Raw genomic sequence first — 26,113 nt, 5'->3', positions numbered from 1 at the left:
ATGACCGTGTCACCCCTCTCCCCGGCCGCCGTGCCCGGCACCGCCTTCGTCCGCGACCGGCTGGTCCGCCTGCTGACGTGGCTCAACCGCACGGCCGCGCGGGACCTCGCCGACGAGGAACTCGCCGCGCAGAGCGCGCTGTCCGGCCTCGGCGACGGCTGGCTCGGCGAACTGCTCGGCCGGCCGGACCGCGACGCCGTCCTCGCCGCCCTGCCCGAATGGCTGACGGTGGCCGACGACAGCGGTCTGACCGTCCTCGTCGACGTGGCCTCGGGCACGGCGGCGACGGCGGACCCGCCCGAAGCGCCGCCCGAGAACCACGCGCGGGACGAGAACCACGTCGGGGACGAGCACCACGCGCCCGACCAGGACCACGCACCGCACGGGGACGGTCAGACCGCCACCGCCACCGCCACCGCCCCCACCGCCCCCGCCGCCACCGCCGTCGAGGCGGCGCGTGCGCGGATGCGGCGGCTGCTGCCGCTGCTCGCCGGGGAAGTCGCGGACCAGCTGGCCGAGTTGTGGGCTTACTGCCCCGCGCGGGCCGGCGCGGACGGGCCCGGCGCGCGGCCGGCGCGGCCCGCGCCGCACGCGGCCGTGGCGGACGGGCCCGGCGGACGCGTCGCGATCACGCTCGCGGACGCGTCCGGACCGGACCGCGGAGCCGCCTGGATCGAACCCGTCGCATGGACCGGGCCCTTTCTCATCGAGGCCCGGGAGGCGGCCGTCGCGCTGCTGAACCGGTTCGGCGGCGTCGAGCCCGGAGCGCGGCCCGAACTCCCGGTGGGGGTATGGCCCGACGGTCTCCTCCCCGATCCGGCCGTCGGGCTCGGCCACGCCCTCGACGCCCTCGCCGGGTTCACCGGCCTGCCCCGGCCCGAGCTGCCCGCCTTCGGGGTCCTGACGCGGGAGCGGACCCTCGCGCCGATGACGGACGCCGACCTGACCGGACGGGTCGAGGCGCTCGCGCTGATCGGCGTCGCCGAACTCCTCGCCCCCACCGCGAGCGGCTGGGTCAGGGCCCGTCCCGGCGGGGTGCGCGAACCGGTGCCCGGCCCGCCCGCCCCCCTCACGCTCGACGGGGCCGCCACCGCCGTCTGGGGCGAGGCGTGGACCGGATGGAAGCACGCCCGCCACCACGAGGAACTGCTCGCCCTGGGGTGGGTGGTCCAGCCGCTGGCGGCCCGGCCGGGCGACGCCGTGGTCAAGCAGGTCGCCGACCTCCGCGAGATCTTCCACGGCAAGGACGCCAAGGGCGGCAAAGGCGGCAAGGGCGGCAAGGGCAGGGAGAGCGGGCGGGCGAGACGGGTGGTGGCCGTCGTCGGCGGCACCGTGCGCAGCGGCAAGAGCACGATCGCCCGGCTGCTCGCCGAGGACCTGCGCCGACGCGGCTGGCAGGTCCAGGCGATCCGGTCCACCCGGGGCGAACTGCCCGACCGCGACCCGCTGATCGACGCCGCCCGGCGGGCCGTCGACCTGGCGCGGCGCGAGGAGGGCAGGCCCTGTCTGCTGATCCTGGACGGGCTGCTCCCCCTCCAGGGCGGCAACAAGGCCGTCGACGAACTGCTGCCGCTGGTCTCGGAGGACCTCCATTGCAGCGTCCTCGCCCTGCTGGAGTACGACGTCTCCGCGAACTTCGAGTGGAGCACGGAGAGCGTGGACGTCGTCCCGGCCGTCGTCGGCGGACCCCACCTGGAGGACTTCGTCAAGGCGGTGGCCCTCGCGCGGCCCGGCGAGGCGCGGCGCGAGGCCGGGCTCGCCGAGGTGCGGCGCGGCGACGGCAGCCGCGACCTGGACCGGATCATCCGCATCATGACCGGCGGGGGGAGCGAGGACCCCGTCCTGGCCTGCTTCGGCGGCCTCGGCATCGCCCAGCAGAACGCGGTGGCGGACATGGCGGCGGCCTCCCTGATCCACTCCGGCGTCCCCGAGGAGACGCTCGCCGACCTCACCGAGGAACAGCGCGACGCGCTCGGCGTGGAGCCCCTCGACGGAGAGGGCCTCGCCCGGATCCCCTGCGTCGAGGACAGCACCCGCATCCTCCAGCGCGTCCTTCAGATGCGGGAGGAGGACGAGGCGGGCGACGACCGCGAAGAGCCCGAACGCGTGCCCGTCCCCGGCGAGGAGCGGCTGCGCGCCGAGGTCGTCGAACGGCTGCTGCCGAGGTTGGAGACGCTGATGCGCCACGCGCGCGGCGAGGTCCTGCCCAGGCTCCTCGGAGCCCGCCTCTACCGTGCCCAGGTCGCCGCCGAGATCCTCGAACGCACCCGGCACGGCGCCTTCGCCCAGTGGCTCGGCACGGCACAGGCCGCCGAACTGGCCCGCTGCCTCACCGCCCTCGGCACCTCCCTGAGCGAGGAGATCGCCGGGGACGTCATCCGGGAGTTCACCAACCGCCTCAAGGACGAGCCGTCGACGCTGCGGCTGCTCGACCTCGTCACCGTCATCCGCGGCATCCGGCACGCCATGTCCACCGGCGCGCCCGACCTCGACGACGTCTTCACCTGGCTGCGCGCCCAGGTGAACGCCGTCCTGTCCAGCGGGGAGGGCACCGCACAGGAACGGCTCCACCTGCTCGACCGGATCGAGTGGTTCCAGAACGCCGACCTCGACGAGATCGTCGTCAAACGCGTCGCGGAGGTCGTCACCGGTCTCGACCCGTCCCGCCCCGCCGACTACTTCCTCGTGCTGCGCGCCCTGCGCCTGCAACGGCGGCTGTGGCGGCGGGTGGCGGACGACGACGCCGTCCACTACGAGGACGCCGCCGGCTACCACCCCGTCGACCAGGAGCCGGGCCCTGAGGAACTGGTCTCCTACCGGCCCCGGGCCGAGGACGGCTTCGCCGTGATCCTCGCCGGGATGATGCTGCGCCGGCACGTCGAACGCACCGAGTGGTCCGCGATGATCGACGAGCACCAGGACCTCCTCCAGCCCGCCCTGGACGCCAGCAGCCCCCGCGACGTGATCACCGCCCTGCACGAACTGCGGCGCACCTCCGGCATGCACCGCAACGAGATCTTCAAACGGGCCATCGACACCCGGCACGACAACGCCCGCTACCTGGGCGCGCTGCGCGCGCTCGTCCGGCGAGCCACCCCCATGGAGACCGTGGAGCTGCTGCGGGTCGTGCAGGGGCTGCACGCCTGGTGCGCCTGTCTGCTGCTGTCGGCGGAGACCCGCGGCCTGGTGTGGACGCAGGACAACGACCCGGACGCGTCGCTCGTCGCCCGCCTCGCCGACGCCACCAAGAACGATCCCAAGGCGGCGGGCATGCTGCTGTCCGTCACCCACGCCGTGGAGAGCCCCTACCACCAGAGCGGCCGGAGCTTCGCCCAGCTCTTCGGCGACGGGCTCGGCGAGGCGACCGTCCTGGACTGGCTGGTCAAGGACCCCCGCCCGTCCGTGAAGTACCACCTGGTCAAGGGGTTGTGGGAGGCCCAGGTCGGCTACCGCGAGCGGTGCCTGGAGCAGATGGTCGACATCGTCGCCCAGGCGCTCACCACCTCCCGCCGCGTGTGGGGACCCCGCCTCGCCCTGTGGATCGGCGCCGACCCCGAGTTCGGCCCCGGGTTCCTGCACGACCTGCGCGAGAAGGTCGGCATCGACGACCTGCTGGTCGGCATGAGCGTGTGGTCGCCGCCCGACGCCCAGGCCGAGTTCCACCGCCTGGCCCGCGCCCTCTACCCGACGGCCGCGCTCCGCTACGCCCGGACCTTCCACGCCGGCGAACTGGCCCAGCGCCTGGCCAACGCCTCCTCCGTCGCCGTCGCCGAGGCCTGCCGCGAGGTCGCCCGCACGATGCGGCACACCGACGGCATCTCCGGCGCCGCCCTGCTGAGGGCGACGGGCCGGCTGATCGGACGGCCCGACGTGTGGACGGACCGGCTCGACACCGTCCGGACGGGGGAGGAGTTCACCCAGTTCCTGAGCATCGTCAGCGACATCGACCGGGGTTTCGTGCGCAGGCTCCTCGGCACGTACGGCGAGCGCACGATGCGCACCGCCGTCCAGGGCGCGGAGGAACTGCGGCTGGTGTGGAAGACGCGCTCGGCCATGTACCAGAACCCGCTCGCCGCCACCGGCATGCTCTCCGTCCTGGAACAGGTCGCCGAACTGGGCCGGGCCGTCTACACGCGGCTCTCGGACGACGCCGTCCTGATGAAGATCTTCACCGACGAACTCCAGCTGCTCCAGAACCCGTCGGAGCAGTACATGGCGGCCCTGCACCTCGCGCGGATCGGGATCGGGCCCGCCCACCCCCGCAACGCCGACTGGACCGAGACGACGTTCGAGCTGAAGAAACGGCTCATCACCACGTTCTCCAACCCGCGCGTCATCCGGGACGTCCTGCGCACCGTGGCGCTGTGGGAACGCCGTTGGGCGGTCGAACTCGTGGGCATTCTCGACCTCGCCAAGACGGAACGCCGCCTGCGGCTCGGGCTGATCGCCGACCTCCAGCCGGCCGTCGGGCTCGCCGCGCTCCTCATCAGCCTCGGCGACGAGAAGAAGGCCTCGGCCGTGCTCGACATGCTGGAGAGGGTCGGCTGGGAACGGGTGGCCGGCCGCGTCGACCTGCCGTCGGCGGTGCTGCTGCTGCGGCTGGTGGGCCAGTTGCAGCAGCACCACGCAGGACCGGTCGCCGCGGCGGTCAACGCCCGGGTCGTCACGCTGCTCTCGCGGGAGATCGTCCTGGACGACCGGGCCATGTGGCGCGAGGTGGGCCACGCCTGCCAGGCGCTCGCCGCGGCAGGCCACCCGGTGCACGGCATCGGCGACCGCCCGGCCCGCGAACCGCTCCTCGCCGACGCCCCGGCCGTCTCGCGCGCCCTGCACTGGTTCCCGGCGACGCCGTGGCGCGCCCGCTACCGCACGCTGGCCGTCGAGCGCCTGATCGCCCGACCGCCGCGCTCCGGCGGCGACCTCGCCCTCGCCCTCGCGGGAGCCGCCTCCGCCGGCCGCCTGGCCGACGTGCTGCCCGGCCTCCCCGACCTGACGGCCCTGGCGACCGCCGGCACCAGGGACCTCGCCGACCTGACCGAGTTCGCCGGCCGGCACCCCGCCCTCGCCGCCGTCCTGCGCCCCCACCACGGCCTCTTCGACGCCCACCTGCGGTCGGCGACCTCGGTGTCGTCCCTGGACACCCGCCGCCTGCGCCGCAGCATCGCGGCCATCGCGGCGGGCACCACGTTCGACGACGCGGGCTGAGGGGTGCGGGCGGGCTGCTGAGGGAGCGCACACGGGAACAGGAGCGATTCGCGGCCGGGAACACCGTAGGACGGCCGCACGGCCGCACGGCCGCACGGTCGCCATGCTTCTACAATGCTGTAGAGGAGCTGTTCACGCGCGGGCCCGGCGGACGGCCGGCGTCCCCACGACGTCCGACCGGCGATCACCACCGGACGACGTCCGAGCGGATCCCCCTGGGCGACGTCCGAGCGGGCCCCACCGGACGACGTCCCACCGGGGACCGGACGGCGGCGAAGAGGAGGCTGGGCGTGACGGAGCACCGGCGGCGTCCCCCGCGGCGGGCGCAGGGCGAACTGGAGGCGTCGGTGCTGTCGGCGCTGCGCCAGGCGGACGGGCCCGCGACGGCCGGATGGGTCCGGGAACGTCTCGGCGGCGGCCTCGCCTACACCACGGTGATCACCATCCTGACCCGGCTGCTCGCCAAGGGCGCGGTCACCCGCGAGCGCAGCGGCCGCTCCTTCGCCTGGCTGCCCGCCTCGGACGAGGCCGGCCTGGCCGCCCGCCGCATGCACAGGGTCCTGGACGCCGAACGCGACCGCGAGGCGGTGCTCACCAGCTTCGTCGCCGGTCTCGGCCCCGACGACGAACGGCTGCTGCGCGAACTCCTCGGGCAGCCGCCCCGCCCGCGCCGCGGCGACTGACTCCGCAGGGGACGGGGACCCGGCTGCACCCGCGCACGCCGTGGACGGAACGGCCCGGACCACCGCCCGGACCGTTCCGCCGCGCCCCCTGATTCGGTTGGGACCGGATTCAGCCGGCGCTGCAGGAGACGCTGGGCCAGTTCCAGTTGCCGTTGGGCTGGATGGTGACGCCGAAGGTGTTGCCGCTGCCGTTGGGTTTGGCGGTGAGCACCTGGGCGCTGGGGTAGCCGGCGCTGGTGTTCCAGGTGGAGAGGACCTTGGCGGGGGAGGGGATGTTCATGGTGACGGTCCAGTTGCTGGATCCGCTGACGTTGACGTTGAGGTTGTAGCGGTCGCCCCACTGCTGCCCGGCGGAGAGCGTCGCCGTGCACGCGCCGCCACCGCCATCGCCACCGCCTCCCCCTCCGCCGCCGGAGCCGCCGTCGGGTGCGACGGCCCGGCCGGTCTGCGGGGAGATCATGCCGGCGCACAGGCCGCGGGCGGCCAGCCCCTGCGCGATCCGCGGGATCGCGGCGATCGTGTTGGCCGGCCAGTCGTGCATCAGGATGACCTGCCCGTTGGTGAGCCGGCCCGCGGCCTGCACGATCGCGTCGGTGCTCGCGCCGTTCCAGTCCTGCGAGTCCACGTCCCAGATGACCTCGGTCAGGCCGTACCTGGCCTCGACGGAGCGCACCGTGGAGTTGGTCTCGCCGTACGGCGGCCGGAACAGTTTCGGCGTGCCGCCGCCCGCGCCGGAGATCGCCTGCTGGGTGCGGGAGATCTCCGAGTCGACCTGCGACTGGCTCTGCTGGGTCAGATGCGGGTGGGTGTAGCTGTGGTTGCCGACCCACATGCCGGCGTCGACCTGGGCCCGCACCTGCGCGGGGCGGGCCGCGGCGTACTGGCCCTCGTTGAACATCGTGGCCCGCAGACCGTTCTGCCTGAGGGCGTTGAGCAGGTTCGACGTGGTGCCGGACGGGCCGTCGTCGAAGGTGAGCCCGACGTATCCGTTGCAGGCGGCCGCCCGCGCGGGAGCGGCGGCCTGGACGGGGGCGGCGGCCTGGACGGTGAGGGTGCAGGCGGCGGCCGTCGCGAGGACGGCCAGCCTCGTGACCAGGGCGCGGGAGAGGAGTCGTGGTCCGGTACTCATACGGGGTGGTCCTCCAGCCGGGGCGAGGGTGCGGGGGTCAGCCGGCGTTGCAGGAGACGCTGGGCCAGTTCCAGTTGCCGTTGGGCTGGATGGTGACGCCGAAGGTGTTGCCGCTGCCGTTGGGTTTGGCGGTGAGCACCTGGGCGCTGGGGTAACTGGCGCTGGTGTTCCAGGTGGAGAGGACCTTGGCGGGGGAGGGGATGTTCATGGTGACGGTCCAGTTGCTGGATCCGCTGACGTTGACGTTGAGGTTGTAGCGGTCGCCCCACTGCTGCCCGGCGGAGAGCGTCGCCGTGCACGCGCCGCCACCGCCACCGCCTCCCCCTCCGCCGCCACCCGAACCGGTGCCGCCGACGGTGATGTTGGAGCTGCCGCTGCTCTGGTAGCCCTCGGTCGCGAGGATCATGTAGTAGTTGAAGCTGCCGAGCGGCATGCCGGCCCGGGCCCAGGCGTCGAAGTGGTTCCCGGTGGTGATGGTGCCGCCCGTGCGCTTCGACTGCCGCACGCTCCAGTACTGGTCGAAGGTCTTGTTGCCCTCGACGGAGGGGGCGTTGTAGCGGGTCGTCTTGTAGATGTCGTACGTGCCGCCGTCGCTGGTGACGGTGCCCTTGTACGTTCCGGTGGGCCGGTAGGTGCCCCAGTTGTCGACGATGTAGTACTCGACGAGCGGATTCGACGTCCAGCCGTACAGGGCGAGATAGGCGTTGCCGGACGGGTTGAAGGAGCCCGAGTACGTCACGCTCCGGCGGCCGCCGTTGCTCCAGCCCTTTCCGGCGACGAAGTTGCCGGTGTTGCGCCAGGACGTGCCGTAGGAGCCGGCGGACCCCAGGTTCATGGAGACGGTGCCCGGTGAGTCGGTCCAGAACGAGTAGTAGTACCCGTTGTTCGTGCCGGTCTGGTTCGAGGTGACGACGGTGTCGGCGTAGGCGGTGCCGGGTGACGTCAGCGCGGCGAGGGCGACCAGGACCGTGGTGCAGACGCCGCTGAGGAACAGCCTGAAGCGTGCGGGTGCGTTCATGTACGTGTTTCCTCCTCGTCCTTGTGAGGCCGGCCCCGCACGAAGGCGGAGGACGGCTCGTCGGATTGACCGTCAGTTTTGGTATGGCCCTGCCAACTGTCAATACTTTCGGCAGCAACGGCGAAACATTCGTAAAACCCGAACCGTCCCCACCTCGGTATATTCGCTGTTCAGGGAGTCGGGCGAGAGAATATGACCGCCAATGATGAGCAGGGCTCAGGAAATGGCGATTCCATGACTGGATCAAGAATTCCGAATGTTTCGAAGCCTTTCCGTTCCCTTCATCGCCGCAGGGGGAGCCGCCTTCAGGGCTTCGTTCAAGGGTTGAGCGAACCGTTCTTCGAACTGTTGTCGTTCGTCCCGTTGACACCATGCGCCACCCCTCTTACTGTCACGCCAACATGCCGACCATGTGACGGTATTTCGAACGGTTGAAGGGCAACTGCCTTGCGCGCCAACGGAATCAGCACACGCATGGTCGGGGTGTGGTGGCGTACGGCGGCCTGCTTACAGACGCCCGCCGGCCACACGGCCACCACCGCCGGCGCGAACCGGCGGCACCAGCACCGCCGACGGCGCCGGCACGGTCCTGACTCCGGGGCGCCGCACGCAAGTCCCGGCGGCTACAGGGCGCTTGGGCGCCGGCTCGCGCACCCAGCCGGCCGGCACGACCTCCGCTCGTTCCAGCGGGACCCCCCGCTCGCCCGCCGCCCGTGAAACCCGGGCACACCACGTCCGCCGACGACCTCGGCGGCCCGTGCGCCTCTTCGGGGCCGCCGGGCGGATCCGCCACGGCGCGCCCCACTCCCCACCCGAAGTCCGGCCCGTCCGGGACGCCCGGCGCCCACCCGTGTGCGCGTTCCCCCCGAGGGGCCGACCCCCCAACACCCCCCGAACCCCCTGAGCCCCCGACCCGTCCGGGAACGGCGGCACGGCGCGTCCGACCCACGCGCCGCCCCGTGACCGACGGTGACCCGCCCCCGACCCCCGGGCGTCTGCCCCTCTTCCCCACCCCCTCCCCTCCTCCCCCCTCTCCGCCGTCCCCTCGGACCTCGCCGTCCCCTCGGTCCCAGCCGTCCCCTGGCGGCACCCGGCACGGCGTCCGCATCTCAACGACGAGAAGAACTAGGAACGATCACCATGCGCAACCGAAGAGCCGCCCTCGCCACGCTGGCCGGGGCCGCCTCCCTGGCTCTCACCCTGTCCGCCTGCGGAGACACGACGGCAGGCGGCCGCAAGGTCGGCTCGGGCGACGGCACCATCGGCATCGCCATGCCGACCCAGGCCTCCCAGCGCTGGCTCACCGACGGAAAGAGCGTCGTCGACGACCTCAAGTCCAAGGGGTACGACACCAAGCTGGTCTACGGCCAGGACAACCCGAAGACCCAGGTCGCGCAGATCGAGAAGCTGGTCGAGGAGGGCGTCGACGCGCTGATCATCGCCGCCATCGACAACAAGTCGCTCAACGGCGTCCTCCAGCAGGCCGCCGCCGCGAAGATCCCGGTCATCTCCTACGACCGGCTCATCCTCGGCACGCAGAACGTCGACTACTACGTCTCCTTCGACAACGAGCAGGTCGGCCGGCTCCAGGCCCTCTACATCGTCGACAAGCTCGGTCTGGAGAAGGGCAAGGGCCCCTACAACATCGAGCTGTTCGCCGGTTCCCCCGACGACAACAACACCCAGTACTTCTTCGACGGCTCGATGCACCTGCTTCAGCCGTACATCGACAGCGGACAACTGATCGTCCGCTCCCGCCAGACCACGCTCGACAAGGTCACCACCCTGCGCTGGGACGGCCCGACCGCGCAGCGCCGCATGCAGGCCGTGCTGTCGCAGTCCTACGGCAACCGCAAGGTGGACGCCGTCCTGTCGCCGTACGACGGCATCTCCATCGGCGTCCTGAACGCGCTGAAGGCGGACGGCTACGGCACCGGCAGCAAGCCCCTGCCCGTCATCACCGGCCAGGACGCGGAACTGCCCTCGGTGAAGTCGATCATCGCGGGCGAGCAGTCGCAGACCGTCTACAAGGACCTCCGCGAACTCGCCACGGTGGCGGCGGACATGGCCGACGACCTCATCAACGGCCGTACCCCGAACGTGAACAACAGGCGGTCCTACAAGAACGGCGTCAAGGCCGTCCCGGCCCGGCTGCTCCAGCCGACGAGCGTCGACCGGACCAACTACGAGTACGTCCTGGTCGCGGGCGGCTTCTACACGGACGCCCAGCTCAAGTAGCGGCGCGGCACGGGGCCCGACACGCGGCGCGGCCCAGGCACGACCGGGCCGCCGTACGGATGCGGGGGCGACTCAGTGATTCCCCCGATGCGTCCGGGCCCCGCGGCGTGCCACGGTGGTCCGTCTTCGGCCGCAGACGGGCCGACACCGAGGGGAGAGCGGATGGGATCGTCCCAGGGGCGGCATGCGGCCCTGCAGGAGCGAGCGAACGAGCTGGGCCACACCCGGGGCCGCCGGACGTACGCGATCACCGGAGTGGCCGGGGGCCTCAGCCAACTCGCCTGGCGGGCCGCCGTCGTGGTGCTGGTCTTCTTCCTCGGCACGGTCGTCGTCGCCAGGCCCAGCTCGGCGTTCCTCAAGGGCGCCGTGCTGGCGGGCCTGCTGCTCGCCCTGGTCGTCCTCAGGCTCCTGTGGCGCCGCACGACCGCCGGACGGGGGATGGGCCGGTGCCACCTCTACGGCGGCGGCCTGGCCGTCACCGACCTGCTCGGCCGGATGCGGGACGTGGTGGCGTGGAGCGAGGTGACCGAGCTGAAGCACTCGTCGGGTGCGGTGCTCTTCACCCCCCTCTACCGCGTCGAACTCGCCCGCCGCGGGGCAGAGCCGCTGGCCTTCGTGGTCCCGGCCTACCAGACCGACCTGATCACCGCCCTCAGGGAACAGGCGACCCGCCACGGCATCCCGCAGAAGCAGCTCCGCTACATCGTCTCCTGACGGACGACGGACGACGGACGACGGACTGCGGGCGACGGACTGCGGACAACAGATGACGGACGGATTGTCAGTGCCCGCCGCTAGGGTTCTACCGCGCGGTCGGCTTCCGGGGGTTCCAGCTCCGCAGGGATGGCTTCATCCCCGGCCTGTCCGGGGGCGGCCCGGAGATTCGTCCGGGACCCAACCGACGGTCGGGCTGTGTCGATGGCCACGAGGTGACCTGCCAGCGCCGACCGCGCACCCCCGGTGCACGTCACCGTCAAGGTCAAGGTCACGGTCACGGTCCTCGACGGCGGCGTCGGGAGGCCCCGGAAGCCGCGGCCCCGTCCGCCCAGGGGCTCCACACCGCGAGGACCATGAGCGCCGCGGTGCACCCGCCCGACAGCATGACGACGGACGGGGAGGAGCGGTCCAGGACCGCGCCCCCGACGAGTGCGCCGATCGCGAGCGTCGCCTGGAAGGAGGCGGTGAACAGGACCGAAGCCGCCTCGGGCGCGTGCGGCGCCGCCCTGGAGAACCAGGTCTGCGACGCGACCGGAACGGCCCCGTACGCGATGCCCCACACCGTCAGCAGGACCACCGCGCCGGCCTCCCCGCGGCCCAGCACGGGAAGCAGGAGGGTCACCGCGGAGATCAGGGCGGCCGCGAGCCCGAACACGGCCCGCGGGCGACGCCCCACCCAGGCGCCGCCCAGAAAGTTGCCGAGGATCCCGGCCGTGCCGTAGACCAGCAGGAACACGGTGATCCGGCCCCCGCCGACGTGGGTGACCTGCTCGAGGAACGGCGTCACGTACGTGTACGTGCCGAAGTGGGCCAGCACGATGAGGAAGGTCAGCAGGAGCGCCGAGCGCGTGCGGGCCCCGCGGAGCAGCCCGCCGAGCACGCCGAGCCGGGTGGCGTGGACCGGCGGAAGCGGCGGCAGGAGGCAGAGGAGCATGACGAGCACGCCGGCCGCCACCACCCCCATGGCGGCGAAGGCCGTTCGCCATCCCGCGAGATCGCCGAGGAAGGTGCCGGCCGGGACGCCGAGGACGGATCCCAGCGGGACGGCGGAGAAGATCACCGCGGTGGCCCTGCCGACGGAGGCGGGTGACGCCAGGCGCTCCGCCAGCCCGGCTCCGATCGACCAGAAACCCCCGATGGTGATCCCGACCATGACCCGGGACGCCAGCACGAACCGGTAGTCGGGCGCCGCGGCGGCGAGGAAGTTCGCCAGCGTCAGCAGGAACATGAGGGCGCACAGCATCAGACGCCGGTCGACGCGTGCCGTGGCCACGGTGACCAGGGGAGCGGCGACCGCCGCCAAGAGGCCCGGCATGGTCATCATCAGCCCGGCCACCCCGTCCGACACGGCGAAATCGGAGCCGATCGAGGTCAGCAGGCCGATCGGAAGGATCTCGGTGGTGACGATCGCGAAGATCCCCAGCATCACCGAGACCACGGCCGGCCACCTCGTCGACAGGACGGACGCGGCCGGACGCCGTCCATCGACCGCGGCGGGGGTGGGAATGTCGGCCGACATGGCGTTCCGTCCTGAGAGAGGCAGCACGTGCGGAGCACCCAGTCCACCCCGCCCCGCACCCCCACGGCTGGCACCTTCCCGACACCACCCCCACCCCAGAGGTCCACGTCGCATTCCGGCCGAGTCGGGGCGGCCCGGCACGCCGGGCCTACGGCTCCGAGCTGAGGTGATGAGCCGTCAATTAGCAGTCCTGCAAAGGGAGGTGGCGCCCATCAATCGACGGATCACGGGGATCGACAGAGCAAGACGACCTGTCACACGCCTGTGACGTGGGGCCGACGGTTCCGGAACTGACGACCCAATAACGTTGTTCTTGCTGGTCAGAGAGGCCGGCAGGTCAGAAGCCAGATCGCCAGGAGCCGTCATGCGTACCGCACTCCGTACCGCCCTCGCCCTCGTCGCCCTCGTCGGTACGGCCACCGCTTCTGTCGCGACGGCCACGGCCGCCGGCGCAGCAACCGCGACCGCGTCCTCCACGACCAGCGCCTGCGTCGCCGCCAAGACCATCCCCTCCGTCTTCGGCGGCTGGAAGGTCAAGCTGGTCAACAGCGCCGACCGGGGCGCGTCCGCCAGGCTCTTCGACGCGAGGGGACGCGTCGTCTCGACCGTGGACCAGAGCAGGAGCATCGACGCGGCCCGTGGTCTGCGGATCACCGGAGTGCTCAGCGCCAAGCCCGTCTTCGGGCAGCGCAGCGAGGGCGGGCCCACCCCGTGGAAGTCCACCGCCTTCCCGGCGCTGTCCGCCGACTGCACGCAGTCCGGCAAGCTCGTGCGCACCCTGCGTCTCGACTCCCGGACGTCCGCGCAGATCTTCAGGGTCTCCGCCGGCCACTACCAGGCCCGCGTCCACCAGGGCGGCAGCCTGGTGCGGTTCATCGACGCGCACGGTCGCGCCGGCGCCGCCGTGTTCGGCAGCCGCACGCTCGTACTGAACCCCGACGGCACGACCGTCACCTGGACCGGCGCCAAGACCGCCGCCAACCCGCGTCTCGGCCGTTACAAGCTCGCCAACGGCGCCACGGTGAAGCTCGTCAAGCGATCCGGCGTCTACGGGGCGCAGGTCACCACCGGCCACGGCACGTTCCCCGTCGCCTACGCCAAGGGCCGTCCGTCCGTGCAGCAGGACGACGTCACCCTGGTCGTCCTGGGCGCCGACGGCACGCTCAGCGGCTACATCTACGGCAGGGCCCAGAAGGCCCCGGTCTACCTGGGCGCCTGAGCCACCAACGGGCCCTGACCCGCCTTTCGTGGCAGGTCAGGGGCCTTTCGGCCACGAACTGCCGAGCAGGGCCTGGTCAGACCTGTCCGAGGTCGATCTCCACCGGGAACGGGACCACGACCTTGAGGACGCCGGTGAACACGTCTCCGTCCCGGTAGGTCGTCGTCGCGGGGTCGAGAACGTAGGTGTACACGAGGGGAACGCCTGTCGCGGCCTGCTCGATCCTCCAGTAGAAGCCGATGCCCGCCTTGGCGTACTGGTCGACCTTCACGATCCGGTCGGTGGTCTCCGAACCCGGCGACACCACCTCCGCGACGAGCAGCACGTGTTCGGGGCGGGTGGGGGTGATATCGATGGTGTCGGCCTGGTACACCACGACGTCGGGGCGGCGATTGGTGAGCGGGACATCCTGAAGCCGGACGTCGAAGTCGGTGTCCGCGTTCCACTCCGGGCCCGCGGCGGCATCCAGGGCGTTCGCCAGGATCCGGGCCAGACGGCTGTGCCGCTTGGACGCAGTCGGACTCACGACGACCATCCCGTCCACGATCTCGATACCGGCGCACTGCTCCTCGGACCAGGACTCGTACTCTGCCGCCGTGATCTGCTCATGCATCCACGCAGGGACCGTCACCTCGGCGATCATGAAGCACCTCCCGCACGCTGTTCCGCGGACCCGATCCCACTCGACTCAGCGTACGGTCCGCAGTCCGTCCGGCATGCTGACCTTGCTCACGTCCTCGGTAGGCGTCTACTGCCCCAGAGGTCGGGCGAACGCCGAGCCCGCCGCCCGGCTCGTACCGCACGTCGACGCCGAATCCGAGGGCGCCACGCCCCCCGTCGGAGCCGAAGCGCGTCGGTGACCGTATGGCCGGCCCGCAGTCCGTGCCGGTCGGCGCATCCGCGGGGCGCCTGGACAGGGACGCTGGTGTACGCCTCCGTCCGACGCGGGTCGGTGAGGGGAGTGTGCATCGGGCTTCTCGGTTGGGGTGGGCTGGTGGGCCGGTGGGGGGAGTGCCGGGTGGAGTCAGTCGTCGTTCCGGACGAAGACCGGCTTCAGGTGCTTCTCCGGCAGCGCGGTCGGCAGGTCCTCCCAGTCGATGACGTGGGAGACGACCTTCTCGGGGGCGACCTTGCCGGAGGCGGCGAGTTCGAGGGCGTCGGGGATGTGGGCGCGTACGTTGTCGCGGGCGACGCGCAGGGTGACGCCGGTGAGGTACATGTCGAGCAGGGGCAGCTCGCCGGGGCGGAAATGGTTGCCCGCCGACTCGCAGATCCCCTCCGGGCTCAGGGACTTGACGGCCAGGCCGAGCTGGTCGACGCGGCCGGTGGCCTCGACGGCGATGTCGTAGCCCTGGGGGATCGGTTCCAGGGATTCGGCGGTGGCGGCTCCGAACGCGCGGGCCAGGGTGCGGTGTTCGGGGTCGGGGTCGACGTAGAGCACCTCGGAGGCGCCGAGCGCGCGGGCGATGTCGCACACGTAGAGGCCGATGCTGCCGCGGGCGACGACCAGGACGCGTGCTCCGGGGCGGGCCTTGAGGTGAGGGGCGACCAGGCGCCAGGCCAGGGACCAGTTGTCGCTGGCGGACGCCATGGCGACCGGGTCCAGCCCGGCCGGCAGCGGGACCAGCATGGCGTCGGCGTAGGGCACGCGGACCAGGTCGGAGAAGAGCCCGCCCCAACTGCCGCCGATCGGCGCGCCGTACATCGCCATGTAGGGAACGGCGGTGCAGTGCGCGGTCAGCCCGGCCCGGCAGCGCTCGCAGGTACCGCAGTTGACGGACCAGGGGACGACGACCAGGTCGCCGGGGGCTACGGCGGTGACGGCGTCGCCGGTTTCGACGACCCGGGCGACGCACTCGTGGCCGAGGGCGAAGGGCGGCTCGACGAAACCGTGCCCGGCCAGGATGGAGGAGTCCACGTCGCAGGAGGTGGCGGCCACCGGTGCGACGATCGCCTCCCCGCCGGACCGGAGTGTCGGGTCGGGCGCCTCGCGCCACTCGACGGTGCGCCTGGCGACATAGGTCAGTTCACGCATCGGTGCGCTGCCCCTTCGCCAGTGCCGTCAGGTCGGCGTAGCGGACGACGGAGCCGCCCGCGCCCCAGGTGCCGTCGGGCTGTTCGTGCACGAGGACCCACACCCGCAGGGCGTCGTCCGGGCCGAGGCCGGCCGCGGCCAGGACGGCCGTCGTCGCCTCCTCGACCAGGCCCGCCTTGCGGCGCTCGGACAGGGCTCCTTGCGGGACGGTGACCTCTGCCAGGAAGCGCGGCGCGTCGTCCTCGGCGGTGGTCTGGGCGCCTTCCGGCAGTTCGGTGAGGTAGCTCCACGCCTGGGCGCGGAAGAACGCCGTGTCGGGTGCGCCCTCCCAGCGCAGCAGTACGGCGGCGAGGTCGCGCTGGATGCTCCGGCGGCCTTGTTCGGTCAGGGCACCGGCCGGGGCCGTGAGGCGGATCATCGGCATGGGCATACCTCTCTTCGTTTCGTTCGGCTCTTCGCTCGACGACGCAGGTCTATGACAGTCGTTATAAACGACGGTCACGCTAGACTATGACGGCCGTTATAGCCAGTGGGGTCAGAAAGGATCGTGTACGTGACCAAGCCCAGCCCGGCGGCGCGCGAGCGGATCGTGGCCGGTGCGGCCGACATGATCAGCCGGCGTGGTCTGAACGCGACGAGCATCCGTGAGATGGCCAAGCACGCCAGGGCGCCGCTCGGCTCGACGTACCACTACTTCCCTGAAGGCAAGCAGCAGTTGGCCACCGAGGCCGTCCGCTACACGGGCGAGTGGGTCGCGCGCCGTCTGCGCAAGGAGCTGGAGGCGGGGCCGGTCGCCGGGTTGCGGGCGTTCCTCGCCCTGTGGCGCGAGATCGTCGTCGACAGTGACTTCCGGGCGGGCTGCCCGGTTCTCGCCGTCTCCATCGAGGAGCCGCCCACTGACGAGGAGTCCCCCGCCGTGACAGCCGCCGCAGACGTCTTCACCGCATGGGAAGGCCTGCTGTCCGCCTCGCTGCGCGAGCACGGCGCCGGGCGCGAGGAGGCGGTCCAGCTCGCCACCCTCGTCGTCGCGGCCGTGGAGGGGACCGTGGCCATGTGCCGCGCCAAGCGCAGCATCGAGCCCCTCGACCGCGTCGCGGAGCAACTGCACGCACTGGTCCTCGCCACGATCAAGGGCTGAGTCGGCCCGCGCTCGACGCCTCGGGCTTCACGCGCCCAGCGCGGCGCGGACGGCCTTGACCCTCTCCTGCGTGAACACCCCGCTGTCGAGGAGCGGGAGGACGGACAGCACGCCCCCGGACGAGCCCCAGCTGCCCTCGTCGATCACGCGGAAGTTGACCCACCACGTCGGCGACGGCTTCTCCAGTCCGCAGGCCGCCGCCAGTGCGGCGAGGACGCGCTCGATGACCTGGCCTCGTACGTCCGGCTGCCAGGCGGCGTCCATGACCGCGACGTCGATCACCATCACGTCGAGCACGTCGAGCACGTCCAGTCCCTGGTCGGCGTCCGAAAGCAGCCGTCCGCCGATCGCCATCATGTCCCGCTCGCGCTCGACGAAGTGCACCTGGAACCCGACGCGGGCGGCCGGAGCCGGCTGTCCCACCTCGGGCACCAGTACCGCGTCCGTCAGCGTCTCGGCCAGCTCGCGGCGCTGTTCCAGGCCCAGGCGGCCCTTCGGGGCGTTCACGGTGATGATCGTCATGACATCCTCCTATGACAGTCGTTATAGAGATCGCCAGATTACACCCGCCTATAACGACCGTCATAGAGGACGACCGTCATAGAGGACGACTGTCACAGAGAACGACTGTCATCGAGGGCGGTGTGGGCGCTCAGTCGGAGATCACGGCGGTGCGGTGGATCCACTCGCTGCCCTGGGCCGCCGAGTGCATGAAGGCGGCCACGTCCGCCCGGCTGATGGTCGGGTTGCCCTTCATCGGCAGCCGGTCGTCCGCCCGGTAGGCGCCCTTGGCGGGGCCATGGGTCAGCCTGGTCGGGTACACCACGGTCCAGTCCAGCCCGCTGGAGCGGATGCTCTCGTCCGCGATCGCCTTGTCGGCGTAGATCGACCGCAGCAGCGTGCCGTAGATCAGCTTCTGCGCGCCGCTCGACCAGCCGAAGGTGTGGCCGACACCGAACGAGGACAGCCACACCAGACGGGAGACGCCCGCTTCCGCGGCCGCGCCGATCACGGCCGCAGAGGCGCGCGTGAACAAGCCGTCGGCGCGCACCGAACTGCCCCTGCCGAGCGCGGAGACGATCGCGTCGTGGCCGGCCGCCGCGGCGGCGAGGTCGCGGTGCGAGGTGGCGTCGCCGGTGACCGTGGCGACCTGCTCGGCCAGGTCACCCAGGGCCGCCGGATTGCGGACGAAGGCCGTGACCGAGTCGCCGGATCGCACGGCCAGGTCGAGGACATGGCGACCGGTGGGACCGGTCGCACCGAGGATCAGCAGCTTCATGACAGAGGGCTTCTTTCGCGTGCGATGTCAGGAGAGGTCGGCGAGGTCGGCGAGGTCTTCGTCGGTGAGGGCGATCGCGGCGGCAGCCATGTTCTCCTCCAGGTGGGAGAGGGACCCCGTGCCCGGGATGGCCAAGGCCACCGGCGATGAGGCCAGCAGCCGGGCCAGGCCGATCTGGGGGACGGTGGCCCGGTGCCGGGCCGCCACCCCGGCCAGACGCTCGTCGTCGAGTCCCCGGCCGCCGCCCACCGGGAAGAACGGCACGAAGGCGATGCCGGACTCCTCGCATGCGGCCAGGACGTCCGCTTCGTCGCCCTGGGCGGCGTGGTTCTGCACGGCAGCGACAGGTGCGATGGCGCGAGCCTGCGCGAGATGACCGGTGTCGACGTTGCTGAGGCCGAGGTGGCGGATCAGGCCCTCCTCACGCAGCGCCGCGAGCGCCTCGAAGCGCTCGGCGAGGGACTCACCGTGCGGGGGTTCCATGGCGCCGATGCGCAGGTAGACGAGGTCGAGACGGTCCACGCCCAGGCCGTCGAGGTTGGCTTCGACAAAGCCGCGCATGTCGGCCGGGGCGCCGTGGGAGAGGCCGCCGGGGCCGACGACCGGGCCCACCTTGGTGGCGACGACCAGGCCGGACGGGTAGGGGTGCAGGGCCTCACGGATCAGGGTGTTCGCTCGCACCGCACCGCCGGCGCTGACGTAGAAGTCGGCGGTGTCGATGTGGTCGACCCCGAGTTCGACGGCGCGGCGCAGCACGGCACGGCCGGCCTCGGGGTCGCGGGCGGGACCGCCCATGCCGTCCCTGGAAGGCAGGCGCATGGCGCCGAAGCCGAGCCGGTTGACGGGAAGGTCGCCGCCGAGGCGGAAGTCATTGCTCATGAGCCCCAGCCTGCGAGGCTCGGCAGCGGCCGACGAGCCCGTGGCATGTTGCTGCCACCGGCACAATGGACGTATGCCACAGGTCCTGACGCTTCGCGGTGATCTCGAGTTCTGGGCGCGGATCAAGCCCTTGACGGAGTCCAACGACGTGGAATGGGTCAACGTCGCCCGCGACCTCGACACCTGGCCCGGCGCCCGCGAGGCCGCCCGCCTGACGATGCGTCGTGACGGGGCGGTTCAGGCCCGCAAGCTGTACAGCCCCGCCGTGCTCGCCGACGAGCGTGACCGGGAGGCCCTGCGCGAGATGGCCGCCCACGGCATGCGCATCAGGATCACCGCCACCCCGTTGTCCCGGGGAACCTTCTTCATCGACCGGCGAACCATGATCCTCACCAGTCCCATGACGTCCGCCACGGCCGCTCACGGACACCGCACGTACACCATGAGCGCCGCACCGGCCCTGGTCGACGGGGCATACGCGCTGTTCGAAGCCGCGTGGGAGAGCGCGACCGACCTCGCTGCCTTCCTCAGCCCGCAACGGCCCCTGATCGACGCCCGGACCGACAGGGTCCTGCGCGCCCTGACCTCCGGCGTCACCGACGAGACAGCCGCACGGGACCTCGGCATGTCGCTGCGCACCTACCGCCGCCGGGTCGCCGAACTGCTCGTCACCCTCAACGCGGACTCCCGCTTCCAGGCCGGAGTACGCGCGGGCGAGTGGGGCCTGATCCGCGGGTGATCGCCGGCATCAATCGGCACGTCGGCCCGCAGCCGCATGTGTGCTGCGGGTACGTAGGCCCTCCCGCCCGATGGTCACGAAGGCAACCCCCGAATCCGACGCCCCAACGCGCATAAGCGGACCAGTTCTCGCGGAACCTGGTCAAGGTCGGCTCCCCGCCACACAACGGCCCCTATCAGCCAATTTGCATGTACCTCTCGATCGGGCTCACCGACGCCGCCTCCGCGGAGTCAGCCAGAATCTGTGCGCATGACGTCGCGGACTCCGATGAAGCTCGCGACTACCCCGTGATTACTTCGCCGGACGGCCGCTACCTGGCAGCCGGACCAGTTGTCTTTGATCTGAAGCGAGGCAAGGGCACCTGTCTGGAGGGTGACGGCGACCGCAAGACGATCGCGCTCGCCGCGATCCGCGATGACGGCACGGCTTACGGGGCGGTCCTGGGGAAGCCGGCGGCCAGCGGCTCGGAGGCGGTCGTCGCGGAGCTGGACCTGGCGACTGGCACAGGGGAGCCAAAGGTTCTCGATGCAGGCGTGCGCGTTCCGTACCTCACCAGCATTAAAGGGTCGGGCCTGTTCCTTGATCGTGATGACGATGCGAATGTGCGGGTTTCGCTGCGGCGTGAACGTTGACACCCGCGTCGCCGGTTACGCGGCGAGTAGCCCTACCGTGACCGGGTGGTCCAGTGAGCTGGGGATATTCGGGCTCTCTGCGCTGCCTTCCCAGGTAGGGGAAGATCGTTCCCCATTTATTTGCATGTCACACTCATCTGCTGTTGCCTCGCTGCGCGACCCTGCACCCCCTGAGTCAGCCAGTCACTTTCGCCTCCGTCAAGAACCGGCTGGGCTCCCCCGTCCACGACACATACAGCCCGTCCCGCGCCCGCGTGCAAGCCACGAACAGCAGGCAGCGCTCGGACAGGAGGTCCGCTTCGTGCTGGAGGCGGTCCACCTCAACAGGTGTCACCGCCTTCGGCGCGGGCAGGGCGTCCGCGTTCACGCCGGTCACGGCGACGCAGCGGAATTCCAGGCCCTTGAACGAGTGCATGGTGCCGACACGGACGGCGTCCGCCCCTTCCGGTGCCTCGGCCCTCAACTTCCCCGCCGGGATACCGGCGGCCGCCAGCCTGGCGAGCGCCTTCTCGACGCCTTTGTTGAAACGGGAGGTGACGCCGATCTCGCCCGGAGCCACGCCGTTCTCCGTCCACCCGCTTACGCGGTCGACGAGCGCGTCGAGTTCGGCTTCCTCCGACGCGGCTGCATGGATCTCGGGGCCGTTGCCGTGCAGGGCCGAACGGTAGCCGAGGAGGGTCTCGTTGCGGGCGTCGTCCTCCAGTTGCTCGAAGGGACGGCCGACGAGGAGGGCGGTGGACCAGCTGAGGATCTCGTGTGTGGAGCGGTAGTTCTTCCGCATCTTGGTGGATCGTCCGGCGACCTTGATGCCGAGGGCCAACAGGGAGACCTTCGTGTCGTAGATGCGCTGATGAGGATCGCCGGCGATGAACAGGTCGTCGGGTCGCGCCGGGGCGGCCGCGCGCAGCAGCCGCCATTGGGCCGGGTGCAGATCCTGTGCCTCGTCGACGACGATGTGCCGGTACAGCGGACCGTTCGCCCGGAGCAGGTCGGCCGCCTCCGTGCACGTCCCCAGGTAGGTGCGCCGACCGTCTGCCGCGAGTCGGTCGGTGAACTCCCGGACTGTCCGCCACACCAGGGGGCGTTCGGCGGCCGGGAGGCGGCTACCCCGCCCACGCCGGTCGGCGGCCTCGTACTCCTCCTGACTCCGCAGATCCTGGGCCAGGATGACGTGCTTGTACTCCTGGCCCAGGAACTGGGCCGTTCCGGTGAAGCCCGTGGCCCGGGCGGCCTGCTCCCAGCGGGTCTCCTCCTCGCCGCCATGCAGCGGGCGGCGCGAGGTGGAGACGACGCGGCTGGCGAGGGCGTCGACGGTGGTGATGTCCACGCGGGCGCGCAGTTCCTCGTCCTCGATGAGCGTGGCGAGTCCGGTGCGCAGTGCGGCGACGAGAGCGTTGGTGTACGTCGTCAGCAGGACGCGGTCGCCGTCGCGCAGGAACTTCAGCAGGTGCTTGACGCGGTGCAGGGCGACGACAGTCTTCCCGGTGCCGGGGCCGCCGGTCACCTGCGCCGGTCCGGAGTAGCTGGCCCGGTAGGCGACCTTGTGCTGGGAGGGGTGGAGGTAGACCCGCCAGGCGGCAAACGGGCTGTCGAGGATGTCGCGCAGTTCGTCGGAGGCCGGCGTGCTCCCTGATCCAGCAGTGCCAGAAGGGAGCCCACCCCGACGGCACCTCGATCCCCGACCCCCACCGCTTCGTCACGGACGTCGAGAACCTGGCGCAGAAGATCCGCAAGCCGGAGGTGACCGCGTGACCACACGTTTCTCCGTTTCCGTCGAAGGTCTGCTGCTCACGGCCGACCGCCTCCTCGACGGCGAACTCGCCGACGCCACCACCGTCGGCCGGTACCGCGGCGCGTGCCTGGCGCTGCGGACCGCGCTGGAGCTCTGCGTCGACCGGGTGCTGGAAGCGGCGACGCCCGGCCTGTCCCGCACCACGGGGCGCGCCAAGCTGCTCCTCCTGCACTCCGTCGCGTCGGTGGAGACGGCCCGACGGGCGAAGGCCCTCTGGTCCCAGCTGAGTCTGGGCTGCCACTACCACCTGTACGAGCTCGGGCCCACGCACGACCAGGTAAGGGCCTGGCGGACCGAGGCCGACGGCCTCGTCCGAGAACTGATCCACTGACTGTTCGTCACCGTCTGGTTTCTGATAGTTGTTTGAGCGGGGTACGGGCACATGCCCGTGGCGGTGTTCCCTGGCACCGCAGGGAGGACGCACATGAGCACCACCACTCGGGACGAGATCCTCGCCGGTGAGCAGCGGGCGGTGGACCACGCGTACGACTGCTACACCACGAAACTGGCTGAACTGAGCGGCACTTCGGCCGCCACCGCCTCGGCGAGCGGCAAGGACGGGATCGCCAACCGGGCCGAGGCGGAGGCCCGCGCAGAGGCCTACGGAGGGCTCGGCGACGAAGCCCTGGTCTTCTCCCGCGTCGATGCGCCGGAGGACCCGGGAGGAGCCCCCCGCCCCTGGTACATCGGGCGCCGCGGTGTGCAGGACGCTTCGCACGAGCCGGTGGTCCTGCTGTGGACCAGCCCCCTGGCGAAGAAGTGGATCGAGACCCGGCCCGAGAACCCGGGCGAGGTGGTCCTGCGACGGCAGCTACGCTGCGTACAGCGGATCGTCGAGAGTTACTTCGACGAGATCTCCCTGCCGACGCCCGCTTCCGTGCCCTTGGCCGTACCTGAGCCCGCCGCCGTACCGGAGCGGGCCGCCGTACCGGAGCCCCGTCAGGCCGCCGACGACAGTGCGGCGGAGGAGATGGACGCGTCCCTCGCCCCGGAGAATATGCCGGCCCCGACCCCCGGGGATGTCGTACAACGCCAGCGGCGAAAGGCGCTCCAACCGGACGACTTCCTGCTGCGGGAGCTCCAGCGGTCGCGCGGCGGTCGAATGCGGGACATCGTCGAGACCATCCGCCGTGACCAGATGGAGCTGGTCACCGGCTCGCCTTCGGACATCCTCGTCGTGCAGGGCGGTCCTGGTACCGGCAAGTCGGCGGTCGGCCTGCACCGGGTGACCTGGCTCGTCAACAACGAGCACTTCAAAGCCCAGGACATCCTCGTCATCGGCCCGCACCAGCGGTTCCTCGACTATGTCGGAAAGGTCCTTCCCACCCTCGGCACCCGGGACGTCAACGCCGTCCAACTGGACCGCCTGTGGGAGGGCGAGATCCTCGGCGCCGACTCTCCGAAGGCGCGCCTCGTGAAGTCGGACAAACGCATGGCGGACGTGCTGCGGCGGCGCGTCGAGAGCGACTACCGCCCTGAGGCTCTCGACGCCCTCACCGTTGACCCCTCCTTCGAGGGCGATGAGCCGGCGATCGTCGTCACCGCCGGCAGTACGACCCTCCGCGTGCCGAAGTCCGAAGTCCTCGCTCTCCTCGAGCGGGCCCACACCGGCGAGGGGCCCTTCCGGGAGCGGCGCGATCGTTTCCGTGGCCTCTTCGTCGACCGGCTCCTCCAGGAGCTCGCCGACATCGCGCCGCGCCGCGGGCAGGCCGGCACGATCCGCCGCGACCTGGAACGCAACCGCCGGGTCGAGCGCCTCGTCGAACGCATCTGGCCGTCCCCCGGCTCCCGGGAGGCCCTGCGCAGCCTCTACGACTCGGCCGACCTTCTGCGGGACTGCGCTGACGGCATCCTCGACGAGGACGAGCAGGCGGCCCTCCTGCGGGCTCGCGCCGCCAGCGCCGACGACGATCCATGGACCCTCGACGACCACGTCTGCCTCGAAGAGCTCCGAGTGCTGATCAGCGGCGACACCCCACCGCGATACGGCCACATCGTCGTCGACGAGGCCCAGGACCTCACGCCCATGCAGGCCCGCTCCCTGCGGCGGCGCTCCGCCGTCGGCGGCTCCATGACCGTCCTGGGCGACCTCGCGCAGGCGACAGGCGCCCACATCCCGACGAGCTGGGACCTGCTCGGCGCACTCCTCTCCGACCACGGCGACTGGAGCGTGGCCCAGCTCACCACCAGCTACCGCGTCCCCGCCGAGATCATGGAGTTCGTCGCCCCTCTCGCACGGACGATCGCTCCGACCTTTCCGTACCCGCGGGCTGTCCGGGAGGCGGGAGCGGACGCTGTACGGACCGTCGCGACCGAGCCGTGGAAACTGCTCGACGACACCGTCGCCCACGTGGCCCGACTTATGGACACCAGTGACGGCAGCACCCCTCGCTCTGTGGCCGTCATCGTTCCCGACGACTCGGACTGGCTGGACGCCATCAGCCGCAGGATCACCGAGGACGGCGACATCGGCGAGCGGAACAGCGAGACCGTCTCCGTGCTGGCCGCTGCTCAGGTCAAGGGCATGGAGTACGACCACGTCCTGGTAGTCGAGCCTGCCACGATCGCCGACCGCGGTCCTGCCGGGCTGCGCCAGTTGTACGTGGCCCTCACCCGCAGCACCCAGAGCCTGACCGTCCTGCATACCGCCCCGCTGCCGGAGGCGCTCACCGCTTCCGGGGACGTCCAGGCACCGACGGTGCCCGCTGTCCAGCCGGAGGACGGCGGAATCGGGAGGCTTCCCCGGATCGGTACCGATGTCCGGGTCGAGGTCGTGGACCGGGCCCCGGGCGGTCGTTACAAGGTCAAGCCGTTGTCGCCTGCGATCGACCGACCGCTCGTCCTCACCGTCCGCCATGGATCGGTTCCCCCTCGGCGGGGCGCGAAGTTGGACTGTTGGGTGTTTGCCAACGAGACGACCCAGACGGTGCTCACCGCCGACCAGCGCGGTCGGTCGCCCATTTCGGAGCGGATGGCAGGGCGCTACCTCGCGGCACTGGATGTTCTCAGAGAACTGACCGAGAGCGACGGCGGCGTTCCCGACGCCCGCAGCCGTCTCTCCGAACTCCAGGGCATGGCCAACCGCATCCTCCGACGGGACCAGGCCGACTGGGTCAACGTGCTTCATCTGCTCGGCGATCCGGACAGAGAACGACTCGGAGCTCTTCGCGACCTCGCCGCGACGACCAACCGTGCGCTCAAGGAGGGCACCTTCGATGTCGGCCGACTCGCAGAGGGGCTGGCAGTTTCCGGCTGGGCGGGACAGCTCGCTGAAGCGCGGCGAGAGCTCCAGGAGCGCTTCGACACAGCTACGAAGCCGAACTCCGACGACGCGGCCCCCGTCGCCCCGACACAACCCGATCAGAAGGAAGAAGTGCAGATGACCACTGCGGACACCGCCGCAACGCTGGCTGTGAACACGAAAGACGGCTTCCTTCACGCGCTCGAGACGGCCGCCGGCGCCGACCGCGCGTGCAAGAAGCACGAAGCGGTTCGTCATGCGCTGAAGGCGTCACTCCTCTGGGCGGACCTCCAGCCGGTCGACTCACCAGTCGTCGACGTCAGCTGCGTCACCCAGCACGGTCTCTTCCTCTACGAGGCCCTGGGCGCAGGCTGCTCCGCCTACGCGGACCTGCGATCGGGTGCGACCCGCCTGCTCGAGATCAACCACACGCTGCCCGCTCCGGCCGACGGCCTCTACCTTGTTCTCCCCGAACCGCCCGCCGAGGACTGGTCTGTAGACACGATTCGCGACGTCTTCCGTGTCAATGTCATCTGGCGCAGCCCGGCTGGCTGGGGTGGCGAGAACGCAGACATCGCTCTTGGCCCCTCTGAGGTGGGTAATGGGCAATAGAGTTCTTCAGTTCGCTCCCGCGCCCTGCAGGTTCACGC

The 26,113-nt window shown here is 71.2% G+C and carries 19 protein-coding genes and 1 pseudogene; 10 read left to right on the top strand and 10 right to left on the bottom strand.

Translation table 11 applies throughout. The features are described from left to right. Together OG802_RS15290 and OG802_RS15285 are read left to right on the top strand one after the other, a co-directional pair. A complete protein-coding gene (locus OG802_RS15290) occupies positions 1 to 5,205 on the top strand; it encodes a hypothetical protein (protein ID WP_329411015.1) in 5,205 nt (1,734 codons plus the stop codon). 290 nt (positions 5,206 to 5,495) lie between these two features. Further along, entirely contained in the window at positions 5,496 to 5,888 is a 393-nt protein-coding gene (locus tag OG802_RS15285) for a BlaI/MecI/CopY family transcriptional regulator (protein WP_329411012.1), read from the top strand. Between the two features lie 109 nt (positions 5,889 to 5,997). On the opposite strand, the gene OG802_RS15280 is transcribed toward OG802_RS15285, so the two are convergent. After that, positions 5,998 to 7,017: a polysaccharide deacetylase family protein gene (locus tag OG802_RS15280; RefSeq protein ID WP_329411010.1), complete on the bottom strand. Its 1,020-nt coding sequence runs from the start codon at positions 7,015 to 7,017 to the stop codon at positions 5,998 to 6,000. Positions 7,018 to 7,054: 37 nt separating this feature from the next. Next, positions 7,055 to 8,035 (bottom strand): glycoside hydrolase family 11 protein, encoded by a 981-nt coding sequence (locus OG802_RS15275; RefSeq protein WP_329411007.1) that lies wholly within the window; start codon positions 8,033 to 8,035, stop codon positions 7,055 to 7,057. Between the two features lie 1,140 nt (positions 8,036 to 9,175). Here OG802_RS15275 and chvE point away from each other — a divergent pair. Continuing rightward, complete coding sequence (gene chvE, locus OG802_RS15270; protein ID WP_329411004.1) at positions 9,176 to 10,273, top strand: multiple monosaccharide ABC transporter substrate-binding protein; 1,098 nt, start codon at positions 9,176 to 9,178, stop codon at positions 10,271 to 10,273. Between the two features lie 162 nt (positions 10,274 to 10,435). After that, positions 10,436 to 10,987 (top strand): hypothetical protein, encoded by a 552-nt coding sequence (locus OG802_RS15265; protein WP_329411001.1) that lies wholly within the window; start codon positions 10,436 to 10,438, stop codon positions 10,985 to 10,987. 277 nt (positions 10,988 to 11,264) lie between these two features. Here the strand turns inward: OG802_RS15265 and OG802_RS15260 are convergent, their stop codons facing one another. Next, positions 11,265 to 12,509, bottom strand: a complete 1,245-nt coding sequence (locus OG802_RS15260) for an MFS transporter (protein ID WP_443055249.1) — start codon at positions 12,507 to 12,509, stop codon at positions 11,265 to 11,267. A 364-nt stretch (positions 12,510 to 12,873) separates the two neighbouring features. Here OG802_RS15260 and OG802_RS15255 point away from each other — a divergent pair, with 364 nt between their 5' ends. Then, complete coding sequence (locus tag OG802_RS15255; protein ID WP_329410999.1) at positions 12,874 to 13,728, top strand: hypothetical protein; 855 nt, start codon at positions 12,874 to 12,876, stop codon at positions 13,726 to 13,728. A 76-nt stretch (positions 13,729 to 13,804) separates the two neighbouring features. On the opposite strand, the gene OG802_RS15250 is transcribed toward OG802_RS15255, so the two are convergent. The 3 genes from OG802_RS15250 to OG802_RS15240 form a co-directional block, all read right to left on the bottom strand. Next, the gene (locus OG802_RS15250) at positions 13,805 to 14,371 is read right to left on the bottom strand and encodes a Uma2 family endonuclease (RefSeq protein WP_329410996.1); all 567 of its coding nucleotides are present in this window, start codon (positions 14,369 to 14,371) and stop codon (positions 13,805 to 13,807) included. A 381-nt stretch (positions 14,372 to 14,752) separates the two neighbouring features. Then, positions 14,753 to 15,763: a zinc-dependent alcohol dehydrogenase gene (locus tag OG802_RS15245; RefSeq protein ID WP_329410993.1), complete on the bottom strand. Its 1,011-nt coding sequence runs from the start codon at positions 15,761 to 15,763 to the stop codon at positions 14,753 to 14,755. After that, on the bottom strand, positions 15,756 to 16,187 hold the full coding sequence (locus OG802_RS15240; protein ID WP_329410991.1) for a tautomerase family protein: 432 nt from the start codon (positions 16,185 to 16,187) through the stop codon (positions 15,756 to 15,758). Before OG802_RS15240 ends, OG802_RS15245 begins: the two co-directional genes overlap by 8 nt. Before the next feature lie 129 nt (positions 16,188 to 16,316). Between OG802_RS15240 and OG802_RS15235 the strand changes: the two genes are divergently transcribed. Further along, a complete protein-coding gene (locus OG802_RS15235) occupies positions 16,317 to 16,901 on the top strand; it encodes a TetR/AcrR family transcriptional regulator (RefSeq protein ID WP_329410989.1) in 585 nt (194 codons plus the stop codon). A 27-nt stretch (positions 16,902 to 16,928) separates the two neighbouring features. Here OG802_RS15235 and OG802_RS15230 read toward each other — a convergent pair whose 3' ends face one another. From OG802_RS15230 to OG802_RS15220, 3 genes are all read right to left on the bottom strand, one after another. Next, the gene (locus OG802_RS15230) at positions 16,929 to 17,423 is read right to left on the bottom strand and encodes a tautomerase family protein (protein WP_329410987.1); all 495 of its coding nucleotides are present in this window, start codon (positions 17,421 to 17,423) and stop codon (positions 16,929 to 16,931) included. 130 nt (positions 17,424 to 17,553) lie between these two features. Beyond that, positions 17,554 to 18,180 (bottom strand): NAD(P)-dependent oxidoreductase, encoded by a 627-nt coding sequence (locus tag OG802_RS15225; RefSeq protein WP_329410984.1) that lies wholly within the window; start codon positions 18,178 to 18,180, stop codon positions 17,554 to 17,556. Positions 18,181 to 18,207: 27 nt separating this feature from the next. Next, positions 18,208 to 19,059, bottom strand: coding sequence for an aldo/keto reductase (locus tag OG802_RS15220; RefSeq protein WP_329410981.1), 852 nt, complete (start codon positions 19,057 to 19,059; stop codon positions 18,208 to 18,210). A 73-nt stretch (positions 19,060 to 19,132) separates the two neighbouring features. Here OG802_RS15220 and OG802_RS15215 point away from each other — a divergent pair, with 73 nt between their 5' ends. Further along, complete coding sequence (locus tag OG802_RS15215) at positions 19,133 to 19,798, top strand: helix-turn-helix transcriptional regulator (RefSeq protein WP_329410979.1); 666 nt, start codon at positions 19,133 to 19,135, stop codon at positions 19,796 to 19,798. Positions 19,799 to 19,986: 188 nt separating this feature from the next. Next, entirely contained in the window at positions 19,987 to 20,430 is a 444-nt protein-coding gene (locus OG802_RS15210) for a hypothetical protein (protein WP_329410976.1), read from the top strand. A gap of 175 nt (positions 20,431 to 20,605) precedes the next feature. Here the strand turns inward: OG802_RS15210 and OG802_RS15205 are convergent. Continuing rightward, positions 20,606 to 22,048, bottom strand: a pseudogene (locus OG802_RS15205) (UvrD-helicase domain-containing protein); the annotation flags it as partial. 130 nt (positions 22,049 to 22,178) lie between these two features. Between OG802_RS15205 and OG802_RS15200 the strand changes: the two are divergent. Further along, positions 22,179 to 22,553 (top strand): hypothetical protein, encoded by a 375-nt coding sequence (locus tag OG802_RS15200; protein WP_329410973.1) that lies wholly within the window; start codon positions 22,179 to 22,181, stop codon positions 22,551 to 22,553. Positions 22,554 to 22,646: 93 nt separating this feature from the next. Then, positions 22,647 to 26,075, top strand: coding sequence for an ATP-dependent DNA helicase (locus tag OG802_RS15195; RefSeq protein ID WP_329410972.1), 3,429 nt, complete (start codon positions 22,647 to 22,649; stop codon positions 26,073 to 26,075). The last annotated feature ends 38 nt before the right edge of the window (positions 26,076 to 26,113 follow it).

This window comes from Streptomyces sp. NBC_00704, from assembly GCF_036226605.1.
In the GTDB taxonomy this organism is placed as follows: Bacteria; Actinomycetota; Actinomycetes; order Streptomycetales; family Streptomycetaceae; genus Streptomyces.
Note: the sequence above shows the minus strand (reverse complement) of the source record. Positions and strands in the feature narration are given on the sequence as shown.

Coding starts and splice junctions, on each gene's coding strand:
- OG802_RS15290 (WP_329411015.1), top strand. CDS start 1: ATGACCGTGTCACCCCTCTCCCCGGCCGCCGTGCCCGGCACCGCCTTC.
- OG802_RS15280 (WP_329411010.1), bottom strand. CDS start 7,017: ATGAGTACCGGACCACGACTCCTCTCCCGCGCCCTGGTCACGAGGCTG.
- OG802_RS15275 (WP_329411007.1), bottom strand. CDS start 8,035: ATGAACGCACCCGCACGCTTCAGGCTGTTCCTCAGCGGCGTCTGCACC.
- chvE (WP_329411004.1), top strand. CDS start 9,176: ATGCGCAACCGAAGAGCCGCCCTCGCCACGCTGGCCGGGGCCGCCTCC.
- OG802_RS15265 (WP_329411001.1), top strand. CDS start 10,436: ATGGGATCGTCCCAGGGGCGGCATGCGGCCCTGCAGGAGCGAGCGAAC.
- OG802_RS15260 (WP_443055249.1), bottom strand. CDS start 12,509: ATGTCGGCCGACATTCCCACCCCCGCCGCGGTCGATGGACGGCGTCCG.
- OG802_RS15255 (WP_329410999.1), top strand. CDS start 12,874: ATGCGTACCGCACTCCGTACCGCCCTCGCCCTCGTCGCCCTCGTCGGT.
- OG802_RS15250 (WP_329410996.1), bottom strand. CDS start 14,371: ATGATCGCCGAGGTGACGGTCCCTGCGTGGATGCATGAGCAGATCACG.
- OG802_RS15245 (WP_329410993.1), bottom strand. CDS start 15,763: ATGCGTGAACTGACCTATGTCGCCAGGCGCACCGTCGAGTGGCGCGAG.
- OG802_RS15240 (WP_329410991.1), bottom strand. CDS start 16,187: ATGCCGATGATCCGCCTCACGGCCCCGGCCGGTGCCCTGACCGAACAA.
- OG802_RS15230 (WP_329410987.1), bottom strand. CDS start 17,423: ATGACGATCATCACCGTGAACGCCCCGAAGGGCCGCCTGGGCCTGGAA.
- OG802_RS15225 (WP_329410984.1), bottom strand. CDS start 18,180: ATGAAGCTGCTGATCCTCGGTGCGACCGGTCCCACCGGTCGCCATGTC.
- OG802_RS15220 (WP_329410981.1), bottom strand. CDS start 19,059: ATGAGCAATGACTTCCGCCTCGGCGGCGACCTTCCCGTCAACCGGCTC.
- OG802_RS15215 (WP_329410979.1), top strand. CDS start 19,133: ATGCCACAGGTCCTGACGCTTCGCGGTGATCTCGAGTTCTGGGCGCGG.
- OG802_RS15210 (WP_329410976.1), top strand. CDS start 19,987: ATGTACCTCTCGATCGGGCTCACCGACGCCGCCTCCGCGGAGTCAGCC.
- OG802_RS15195 (WP_329410972.1), top strand. CDS start 22,647: ATGAGCACCACCACTCGGGACGAGATCCTCGCCGGTGAGCAGCGGGCG.